General features: G+C 46.4%; 5 protein-coding genes. All 5 read left to right on the forward strand.

Features of this window, described 5'->3' with window-relative positions; all coding sequences use genetic code 11:
* The coding region (locus B3D59_RS04095; protein WP_349676863.1) for a hypothetical protein at window positions 1-180 on the forward strand (180 nt) is incomplete at its 5' end.
* Window positions 177-1,040 (forward strand): glycosyltransferase family 2 protein, encoded by an 864-nt coding sequence (locus B3D59_RS04100; protein WP_286817860.1) that lies wholly within the window; start codon window positions 177-179, stop codon window positions 1,038-1,040. The genes B3D59_RS04095 and B3D59_RS04100, both read left to right, overlap by 4 nt.
* 19 nt (window positions 1,041-1,059) lie before the next feature.
* Window positions 1,060-1,917: an alpha-1,2-fucosyltransferase gene (locus tag B3D59_RS04105; protein WP_286817861.1), complete on the forward strand. Its 858-nt coding sequence runs from the start codon at window positions 1,060-1,062 to the stop codon at window positions 1,915-1,917.
* A gap of 131 nt (window positions 1,918-2,048) precedes the next feature.
* Complete coding sequence (locus tag B3D59_RS04110; protein ID WP_286817862.1) at window positions 2,049-2,885, forward strand: TylF/MycF family methyltransferase; 837 nt, start codon at window positions 2,049-2,051, stop codon at window positions 2,883-2,885.
* A 12-nt stretch (window positions 2,886-2,897) separates the two neighbouring features.
* Window positions 2,898-3,607 (forward strand): class I SAM-dependent methyltransferase (locus B3D59_RS04115; RefSeq protein WP_286817863.1); only part of this gene is annotated, 710 nt, incomplete at its 3' end.

Consider the following 3,607-nt stretch of genomic DNA (forward strand, 5'->3'; position numbering starts at 1 on the left):
AACCTGATGAAAGGCAGAACCACCTTCATCATCGCCCATCGGCTTTCCACCATCAAAAAAGCAGACCGGATCATCGTCATCAAGGATGGGTTGATTGCGGAAGAGGGCACCCACGATACACTCCTTGCCAAAAACGGCGTATATCATATGCTCTACACCATGCAATTCGTTGAACAATGACCGTCGACATTATCATCCCCACCTACAACCGGGCTGCCCTCTTGCCAGAAACACTGAAAAGCGTTCAGAGCCAGACCTATACGGACTGGCGCTGCTGGATTGCGGAAGATGGGGAAAGCCAGGAAACCAGAGAGGCGGTCAAGCCCTTTCTGGCCGACAACCGTTTTATTCATTTACCGGGCCGGCATGCCGGCTATCCGTCCGCCCCAAGAAATCGCGCCATTGGTCAAGGCACTGCCCGGTTTGTCGCCTTTCTCGATGACGATGATCTCTGGCTTCCTGAAAAGCTGACACGGCAGGTGGAATTTCTTGAGCACAACACGGCGTGCGTTCTCCTCGGCGCCAACGCCTTCCGCTGGGATGGAATCGGCCCCAAAGAAGGCGCTCCCGTCTACCACCAGAAAATCTCCTTTGGTCTGATTCCCTACGAGAAGCTGGTGCAGGAAAACATATTCATTATCTCCTCGGTCATGACCAGACGGGAACACCTCATCAAGGCTGGAGCATTCAATGAAGGTCTCGCCCCCCCGGTCGGTGAGGATTACGAATTATGGCTCCGCCTCGGCGCCTTGGGCGAGGCTTGGATGCTGGCAGACCCTCTACTGATCTATCGCGAAGCCGCTTCCACGTACTATGTGAAAAAAATGGACCGCGCCACAAAATACCAACTCAGAGCAGGCATCTATTCCGCAGCCCTGCAAGGTACGCCCGATATCCCAAGCCCCCTTGCCGCTCCGGCCAAAAAACATTATGAGGATCTCTGCCGGGCCGAAAGGGATTTTTATCGTGCCGGACCTCGTTTCATGGACAGGTTCCGCAGAACAGTATCAAGAAAACTCAAATCAATAGTTGCTCTTTAAAATGATCATAGTCAGAATAATGGGTGGACTGGGGAACCAGATGTTTCAATATGCCGTAGGCAGGCGTCTTGCTGCAATACATGGCACCGTGCTGAAACTGGATATATCGGATTTCAAAAATTACACTCTGCACGACTATGGCTTGTCCGCGTTCAATATAAAAGAAAGCATCGCAACCCAAGAAGAGATACGACTTTTCAAAGAACCAGAGGCAAGTTCTTTGAAAAAGAAAATCAAAAAACTTGTGGGATACCCAAACAAATTGGGAATAACCCATATCCGGGAAAACCAGTATCATTTCGATCCGGCAATACTCACCATGCACGATTCCGTATACTTGGACGGCTACTGGCAAAGCGAAAAATATTTTTCAGACATCTCGGAGATTATCAGAAATGAATTCACGGTAACATTACCGCAAACAGGCAAAAATTTGACGCTGGCACAACAAATGACTTCCTGTGAATCAATAAGCCTGCATGTCCGCCGCGGGGATTATGTTACCGATGGAAAAACAAACACAATCCATGGGACATGCGATCTTGACTATTATGCCCGCTGCATTGGACGTGTTGCCCAAAAAGTTCATCGCCCTTGTTTTTTCATCTTCAGCGATGATCCCGAGTGGGCGGAAAAAAATTTACGCATCACACATCAAGCCACCGTCATCGATCATAACGGCCCCAAAAAAAATTACGAGGATTTGCGCCTGATGAGTCAGTGCAGGCATCACATCATTGCCAACAGCAGCTTTTCCTGGTGGGGGGCATGGCTCAACCAATATCCGGATAAATTGGTTTTATCCCCGGCCAGATGGTTTAAGGAAGAAACTTTCAACACTAAAGATTTAATCCCTTCAACTTGGCAAAGGCTATAAGGCAATTCATGAGCTTCCGAATGCTAGAACAAAAAAATCACGGGTCGTTTCCCTGCCTTCAGGACAAGGGCTATTAATTAAACCACTGTAAATAACTCACCAGAACAACAAAAAAACCCAAGAGAACAATTATGAAAAATATCGCAATATCCCTCTATCTTGACCTAATGAAAAAAACATTGTCGTTTACGCTATGGCCAGAACCCGGGATCCCTCTCGAAACGTTCAACTATAAAAGATCCGCAACAAAACGCTATTTCATCCACAACTTTACAAAGATTCTTCGCCGCTTCAAGCTGCAGATAGTCGAGATTGCCAATTACAAAGAAAAAGATCGCGAGGAAGGGATTATCTGGCCCATGTATGCGGAAACCATGATCGGTTTGAAAAGGCTGGACAATATCCAATACTGCATTGAGGAGGTTTTAAGAAACAAAATCGAAGGCGATCTTATTGAAACTGGGGTTTGGCGCGGTGGCGCGTGCATTTTCATGAAAGCAGTACTCAGTGCTTATGAAGAAAACGAAAGGACCGTATTTGTTGCAGACTCATTTGAAGGACTCCCCAAGCCAGATGCAACCAATTTCCCTGCAGACAAAGGGGACTCACATCACACGGAAAAATTTCTTGCTGTTTCCCAAGAAAATGTAGAAGAAAATTTCAGAAGATACAACTTGCTCGACAGCAAAGTCGTCTTTCTCAAAGGGTGGTTCAAAGATACTTTGCCGCAGGCTCCAATAACAAAATTATCCATTCTCAGACTTGATGGCGACATGTATGGATCAACAATGGATGCGCTCACACATCTTTACCCTAAATTGTCCAACGGCGGATTCTGCATAATCGACGATTATGTCCTCCCGGGCTGCAAAAAAGCAACAGATGATTACAGGGCCAAAGAGAATATTGATGCACCACTCCTCCGGATCGACAACTCTGGAGTGTATTGGCAAAAAGGGAATAACTGACGCGAAGCCATTATGAACATCTGCGGAATCTGCCAAAACACTTCGGGCAACAAAAAATACGTTTTCAGAGAAATGATGCTCGGCACCAGAGACGAATTCGATTATTTCGCATGTGCCAATTGCGGTTGCCTGCAGATTACAAATATCCCTGAGGATATGGCTCGGTACTACCCGGACACTTACTATTCCCTGCAACCACAGAAGAACAAGAAAATTTCTCCCCTGAAAAAGTTTCTAAAAAAGCAACGGCTACAATACTGCCTTGGGGAAAGCAATTTCACAAACAAAATATTAACTAAGCTTTATAAACCTCCTCAATATTTCGAGTGGTTTAACGGATTAAACCTAACCGCGACTTCAAAAATCCTTGATGTGGGGTGCGGTTCAGGGGACCTTCTCCTCAGCATGCATAAAGAGGGCTTTACAAATCTTACCGGAGTGGACCCCTTCATCGCCCAAGATATTCACCACGAAAACAATGTAACAATTCACAAATGCGATATTGCCGAATTACAGTCACAATTTGACTGTATCATGATGCACCATTCTTTCGAGCATGCAGCAAATCCGCTTGTCTTGTTGACCAAGATCAAAGAAGCCCTTGCTGACAATGGGCGAATCCTGCTTCGAATCCCGCTGTGTGATAGTTATGCGTGGAGAACATACGGCGAGCACTGGGTGCAGTTGGATGCGCCGCGACATTTTTTCTTGCATACCCAAAA

The sequence above is a fragment of the Desulfobacter sp. UBA2225 genome (genome assembly GCF_002348205.1).
GTDB lineage: Bacteria > Desulfobacterota > Desulfobacteria > Desulfobacterales > Desulfobacteraceae > Desulfobacter > Desulfobacter postgatei.